At 66.3% G+C, this 6,695-nt stretch carries 5 protein-coding genes and 2 tRNA genes; 6 read left to right on the plus strand and 1 reads right to left on the minus strand.

Annotation, left to right across the window (positions count from 1 at the left end; genetic code table 11):
* The first annotated feature begins 257 nt into the window (after nt 1-257).
* The 4 genes from Y706_RS0107265 to Y706_RS0107280 all read left to right on the plus strand — a co-directional run bounded on the left by Y706_RS0107265 (nt 258) and on the right by Y706_RS0107280 (nt 2,276).
* A tRNA-Arg gene (locus tag Y706_RS0107265) sits at nt 258-331 on the plus strand.
* Between the two features lie 289 nt (nt 332-620).
* Nucleotides 621-693 (plus strand) — tRNA-Arg (locus Y706_RS0107270).
* A 170-nt stretch (nt 694-863) separates the two neighbouring features.
* On the plus strand, nt 864-1,937 hold the full coding sequence (locus Y706_RS0107275) for a M4 family metallopeptidase (RefSeq protein WP_043435250.1): 1,074 nt from the start codon (nt 864-866) through the stop codon (nt 1,935-1,937).
* A gap of 42 nt (nt 1,938-1,979) precedes the next feature.
* Nucleotides 1,980-2,276: a protealysin inhibitor emfourin gene (locus Y706_RS0107280; RefSeq protein WP_028276081.1), complete on the plus strand. Its 297-nt coding sequence runs from the start codon at nt 1,980-1,982 to the stop codon at nt 2,274-2,276.
* Nucleotides 2,277-2,301: 25 nt separating this feature from the next.
* Here Y706_RS0107280 and Y706_RS0107285 read toward each other — a convergent pair whose 3' ends face one another.
* Entirely contained in the window at nt 2,302-3,267 is a 966-nt protein-coding gene (locus Y706_RS0107285) for a GlxA family transcriptional regulator (RefSeq protein WP_028276082.1), read from the minus strand.
* 92 nt (nt 3,268-3,359) lie between these two features.
* Here Y706_RS0107285 and Y706_RS29550 point away from each other — a divergent pair, with 92 nt between their 5' ends.
* On the plus strand, nt 3,360-3,527 hold the full coding sequence (locus tag Y706_RS29550) for a hypothetical protein (RefSeq protein WP_164468553.1): 168 nt from the start codon (nt 3,360-3,362) through the stop codon (nt 3,525-3,527).
* A gap of 178 nt (nt 3,528-3,705) precedes the next feature.
* Nucleotides 3,706-6,695: ATP-dependent RNA helicase HrpA (hrpA, locus tag Y706_RS24075; protein ID WP_043435253.1), on the plus strand; the 2,990-nt coding region annotated here is incomplete at its 3' end.

Here is a 6,695-nt window from a genome sequence, read left to right on the forward strand (position 1 = left end):
AGTGTGCGATCGCTGCGGGCCGCGGCACGTGGCGCGGGCGCCCGGCGGGTCCATGTGGATACGTTCACCGGCTACTGAGCCGGCTACGGAGCCGCCGGCCAATCCGCGGGACTTGCCACGCACCCAGGACACATTCGACTGCAGCTTGACTCCACTTGACTCTATAAATGAGCGACCGTTTTCCATGGTTTTCCGTTGGAGGCCAACTTCCTGCTAAGCTCTAGGACGTCCCGCCCGCAACGGCAGGATCCCTGGATGCCCTCGTAGCTCAGGGGATAGAGCGTCTGCCTCCGGAGCAGAAGGTCGTTGGTTCGATTCCAATCGAGGAGCGGCCGGGTGGTCTTCGTCTCCGGCTCGCCCGCCAGTGTGCGATCGCTGCGGGCCGCGGCACGTGGCGCGGGCGCCCGGCGGGTCCATGTGGATACGTTCACCGGCTACTGAGCCGGCTACGGAGCCGCCGGCCAATCCGCGGGACTTGCCACGCACCCAGGACACATTCGACTGCAGCTTGACTCCACTTGACTCTATAAATGAGCGACCGTTTTCCATGGTTTTCCGTTGGAGGCCAACTTCCTGCTAAGCTCTAGGACGTCCCGCCCGCAACGGCAGGATCCCTGGATGCCCTCGTAGCTCAGGGGATAGAGCGTCTGCCTCCGGAGCAGAAGGTCGTTGGTTCGATTCCAATCGAGGGCACGAACAAAACCCCGCCGTTTGAAACGGCGGGGTTTTTTGTGCCCCGATCCCGCCAAAAGACCGCGGAAAAACAGCGGCATTGCCCCTGCCGATTGTCGGTGCTCCCTCGTAGGCTGTTTTCATCGGTGGCGGGCCACCCTGCCCGCTCCGAAGCGTGAAGGGGGTCTCACATGTTCTATCCAACTCCGTCCTGTTCTATCGTTCCGCCCTATTTGCTCCGCAGGCTGGCCGCACAGCAAAAGCCGGAGCTCTCCAGGGCCGCCCACGGGGCAAAGCAGGCCCTGCAACACGTCCCGGGCTTCCAGGCCTCCCGCACAGTGCCAGGGCCCGGCAGCCGTCCGGGCCTGCGGGAACTCAAGCCGTCCCTGCCGGAACGGACGGTCTACGACGCCAAGTCCACCGAGAAGCTGCCCGGCAGCGTGGTCCGCAAAGAAGGCGAACCGGCCACCGGCGATCCCGCCGCCGATGAGGCCTATGACGGGCTGGGGCACACCCACCGCCTCTACGCCGAGGCTTTCGGACGCAATTCGATCGACGGCAAAGGCCTGCACCTTGATGCCACGGTCCACTATGGCCGCCTGTACGACAACGCTTTCTGGGACGGCCAGCAAATGGTCTTCGGCGACGGTGACGGCCAGGTCTTCGAGCGGTTCACGAAATCCTTGAGCGTCATCGGGCACGAGCTCACCCACGGCGTGACCCAGTACTCGGCCGGGCTGGTCTACCGCAACCAGGCCGGCGCCCTGAACGAATCGATGTCCGACGTCTTCGGGGCCCTCGTTGAGCAGTATGTGCGGAAGCAGTCGACGGCGGAGGCCAGCTGGCTGATCGGCGAAGGCCTCTTCACCGACCAGGTGCAGGGGTCCGCCCTGCGATCCATGAAGGCTCCGGGAACGGCATACGACGACGACGTGCTCGGCAAGGACCCGCAGCCGGACTCGATGGACGGCTACGTGCGCACCAGCGCGGACAACGGCGGCGTGCACATCAACTCCGGCATCCCCAACCGCGCGTTCTGCCTGGTGGCCACGGCCTTGGGCGGCAATGCCTGGGACGCACCGGCACAGATCTGGTACGAGACCCTGACGGGCGGCACGCTGTCCCCCACCGCCACGTTCGGTGCCTTCGCCAAGGCCACTGCCGCCTCTGCCAAGGAGCTATTCGGGGACGATTCCAAGGAACATGACGCCGTGCGCTCCGCGTGGGAAACTGTGAAAGTAAAGTTCCCGGGGGCCCGGCGATAAGCCCAGGCCCCGCAAATCGAGTCCAATTGAGATCCGAGTCCGATGAAGATAACTGTCCAGCGCAGTGGCGGCGTGGCCGGAATGAAGAGGACGTGGACCGTCCGGCCCGAGCCGCCGGAAGACACCGACCGGTGGCAGCCGCTGATCGAGGCCTGCCCGTGGGACGACGTCGCCGGAACCAGCGGGACAACCGGCCAGCCGGACCGGTTCATGTACAGCATCCGGGCCGATCAGCGCCGGGCGGTCCTGCCGGAGCGTGAACTGACGGGCCCGTGGCGCGACCTCGTCGAATGCGCCCGGGCCGCGGCCGAGGAATCGGCGCCGCCGGGCTTTGGCTAGCCGCTGCTGCTTATGCCTTAACTGCTTAGGCCGTGGCCAGGTGCCCGCGGAACGTGCGCCGGTAGGACTGCGGGCTGGTGTCCAGCGCCTTGGCAAAGTGGTGCCGCAACAGGACCGAATGCCCGAACCCGGACTCCCTTGCGATTTCGTCGATATTGAGCTCCGTGCTCTCCAGCAGCTCCTGGGCGCGCAGCACCCGCTGGGAATTAAGCCAGGCCGCGGGGGTGGCTCCCGTTTCCGCGCGGAAGCGCCGCGCAAACGTCCGCGGCGACATATGGACCCGGGCCGCCAGTTCGTTGACCGCGTGTTCCTCGTCCAGGTGCCGGACCATCCACTGCAGCAGCTGCTCCATGGGCTCCGAGCCGCACGTCGGAATGGGCCGGTCGATGTATTGGGCCTGGCCGCCGTCCCGGTGCGGAGGGACCACCATGTCCCGGGCGATGGCGGCGGCCACCTTGGCGCCGAACTCAACGCGGACGAGGTGCAGGCAGGCATCGATCCCCGCGGCCGTGCCGGCACTGGTAATGATCCGGCCGTCTTCGACGTAGAGGACGTTTTCATCCACCAGGACAGCGGGGTACCGGGTGGCCAGTTCCTGGGAGTAATGCCAGTGCGTGGTGCAGCGGCGGCCATCGAGCAGGCCCGCCCGAGCCAGGGCGAAGGCCCCGGAACAAATGGACATCACCCACGCACCGCGCGCGTGGGCGGCCCGCAGCGCCTCCAGGACGGAGTCGGGAACGTCCTCGTCCCGGCCGTACGGCGCCATCACCACCAGGTCGGCGTCCGCAGTTGCTTCCAGCCCGAGGCCGACGTGCATGGACAGGCCGGACTTGAGCGGGACGTCGCCCGGCTCGGGCGCGCAGACGCGGAAATCGAACGCGGGCACGCCGTTTCCGCGGTCCGAGCGGTCGATGCCGAAGACCTCGAAAGCCGTCGCGAACTCGAAGATCGAGAAGTTGGGAACCACGATCATTGCCACTGATTTGATCATGATTCCATCCTGACAGAACAGTGGCAGAAATTATAGCTTTTTGGGCATTTCTGCCACTTTTTTAAAGGCCCGGACCGGAGAACCATAGAGGTATGGAACTCCTCGGAATCGCCCTCATCATCCTGGTTCTTGCCGGCGTCACCGCCACGATCTCCGCCCTCCGCAAGGATGGCCTCGGCCACACTCCGCCCGTCCGCTCGGAAGAATACTGGATGGCCCGGGACCTGCCGAGCATCAACTACACGATGCGGAACATCTAAGTCCGCGCACGTTTGCCCACACGCCCATCGGGCCCGGCTCATCAAGCCGGGCCCTCACCATGCGCGGGGCCTGAAGCAGGCACGGAACAGCCCGGCTGCAGCAACCGGGCCCGATAGAAGGAACGCACAGCCGCCGCCACCCCAGCGGACAGTCCACCCCAGTAGACTGTCTCCAGCCATGACATTGCATATTTCCTACCCCGCCGAGCTGCCGGTCTCCGAGCGCCGCGAAGATCTTATGGCCGCCATCGCGGCCAACCAGGTGACCATCATCGCCGGCGAGACCGGCTCGGGTAAGACCACCCAGATCCCCAAGATGTGCCTTGAGCTCGGCCTGGGCGAAAACGGGCTGATCGGCCACACCCAGCCCCGCCGTCTCGCGGCCCGCACCGTGGCCGAGCGCATCGCGGAGGAACTCGGCGTCGAAATCGGCCAGGAAGTCGGTTTCCAGGTCCGCTTCACCGGCGAGGTCAGCCGGTCCACCAAGGTCAAGCTCATGACCGACGGCATCCTGCTGGCGGAAATCCAGCGCGACAGGCTGCTGCGCAAGTACAACGCCATCATCATTGACGAGGCGCACGAGCGCAGCCTCAACATCGACTTCATCCTCGGCTACCTCAAGCGCATCCTGCCGCAGCGCCCTGACCTGAAGATCATCATCACCTCGGCCACCATCGATCCGGAGCGCTTCGCCAAGCACTTCGGCAGCGACGAGGAGCCCTCCCCCATCATCGAGGTGTCGGGCCGGACCTTCCCGGTGGAAATCCGCTACCGGCCGCTTTCCCAGCCGGCCGGCGGCACCGGCGCCAGCGCCGAAGATGGTGACGGAGAAGGTGCCGCCGCGGACGACGAACTCGAGGAGGACCGCGACCCGCTCGACGCGGTGTGCGACGCCGTAGACGAGCTCGCCTTGGAAGCCCACGGTGACATCCTGATTTTCTTCTCCGGCGAGCGCGAAATCCGCGACGCAGCGGAGGCCCTCAACGCCCGCATCCAGTCCAACCGGCACCTCGCCGGCACCGAGGTCCTTCCCCTCTTCGCCCGGTTGAGCCTGCAGGAGCAGCACAAAGTTTTCCACCCCGGCAGCAAGCGCCGGATCGTACTTGCCACCAACGTCGCCGAAACCTCGCTGACGGTCCCCGGCATCAAGTACGTGATCGACACCGGCACGGCCCGGATCTCGCGCTACTCGCACCGGACCAAGGTCCAGCGTCTGCCGATTGAGCGCGTCTCCCAGGCTTCGGCCAACCAGCGCTCGGGCCGCTGCGGCCGCGTTTCCGACGGTATCGCGATCCGGCTGTACTCCGAAGAGGACTTCGAGTCGCGGCCGCTGTTCACGGATCCGGAGATCCTGCGCACCAACCTCGCGGCCGTCATCCTGCAGATGACCGCCATGGGCGTGGCCCGCGGACCGAAGGACGTGGAGAACTTCCCCTTCGTCGAGCCGCCGGATTCGCGCGCCATTAATGACGGCGTCAGCCTCCTGCGCGAGCTCGGCGCCCTGACCGCCGCGCGGCAGGAGCCAACGGACGACGGCGGGCAGCGCGACGGCGGGCAGCGCCGCGGTTCCGGCCGTCCCGGCAGCGGGCTCACCGCCGTCGGACAGCAGCTGGCCCAGCTGCCGGTGGACCCCAGGCTCGGCCGGATGATCGTGGAGTCCGGAAAGCGGGGCTGCGTCCGGGAAGTCATGATCCTCGCCGCAGCGCTCACCATCCAGGACCCGCGCGAGCGTCCAACAGACAAGCAGCAGCTCGCCGCGGAGAAGCACGCCCGCTTCCGGGACGAAAACTCGGATTTCACCGGTTACCTGAACCTGTGGAACTACCTGCAGGAGAAGCAGCAGGAACTGTCCTCCACGGCGTTCCGCCGGCTCTGCCGCAACGAATTCATCAACTACCTGCGGGTCAGGGAGTGGCAGGACCTGTTCGCCCAGCTCCGCCAGCTGGCCCGCCCGCTGGGCATCAGCCTGGACAACAAGCGCCTTGCCGATCCGGTGGGCAACCACGACGGCATCCACATCAGCCTGCTCTCGGGGCTGCTGAGCCACGTCGGCATCCTCGACGAGCGCAAGCGCGAGTACGCCGGCGCCCGCGGCAGCCGCTTCGCGATCTTCCCGGGTTCGGCACTGTTCAAGAAGTCACCCACGTTCGTGATGGCCGCCGAACTCGTGGAGACGAGCCGGCTCTGGGCCCGCGTCGCGGCGAAGTTCGATCCGCTCTGGGCCGAACAGGTGGCCCCCGACCTGGTCAAGCGCAGCTACAGCGAGCCGCACTGGTCCAAGAAGATGGGCGCGGTGATGGCCCACGAAAAGGTCACGCTTTACGGCGTGCCCATCATCCCGAGCCGGCGGATCAACTACGGCAAGGTGGATCCGGAGCTCTGCCGCGAGCTCTTCATCCGCCATGCCCTGGTAGAAGGCGACTGGCAGACCCACCACAAGTTCTTCCACCGCAACCGCGCGCTGCTGCACGAAGTCGAGGAGCTCGAGGCCCGGATGCGGCGCCGCGACATCCTGGTGGACGACGAGACACTGTTCGAGTTCTACGACGCCAGGATCGGCGCGGAGGTCGTCTCGGAGCGGCACTTCGACAAGTGGTGGAAGGACGCACGGCAGCAGGATCCCACGCTGCTCGACTTCGACCAGTCCCTGCTGATCAGCGAGGACGCCGCGGCCCTGGACGATTCGGCCTATCCCAAGACCTTGTTGCACAAGGGCTTCGAGCTGCCGCTGAGCTACGAGTTCCATCCAGTCGCGCCCGGTTCGCCGCCAAATCCATCCGACGGCGTCACCGCAGAGGTGCCGGTGCTGTTCCTGAACCAGCTCGACGACGCCGCGTTCCGCTGGCTGATCCCCGGGCAGCGCGTGGAACTCGTCACGGCGCTCATCAAGTCGCTGCCCAAGCAGATCCGCAAGAACTTCGTTCCTGCCCCGGACGTGGCCCGCCAGGCCGTCGCGGCGCTGGAAGCGGACTTCGATCCCGCCACGGACGAGCTCGAACCCTCGCTGGAACTGGTGCTGCGCCGGATCCGCGGACAGGTCATTCCGCCGGGCTCCTGGAACTGGGACGCCGTGCCATCGCATTTGCGGGTCAGCTTCCGCGTGGTGGATTCCCGCGGCAAGCTGCTGGATGAGGGCAAGGACCTGAACGCGCTGCAGGAGCGGCTGGG

The sequence above is a fragment of the Arthrobacter sp. I3 genome (assembly GCF_000520575.1).
In the GTDB taxonomy this organism is placed as follows: domain Bacteria; phylum Actinomycetota; class Actinomycetes; order Actinomycetales; family Micrococcaceae; genus Arthrobacter; species Arthrobacter humicola_A.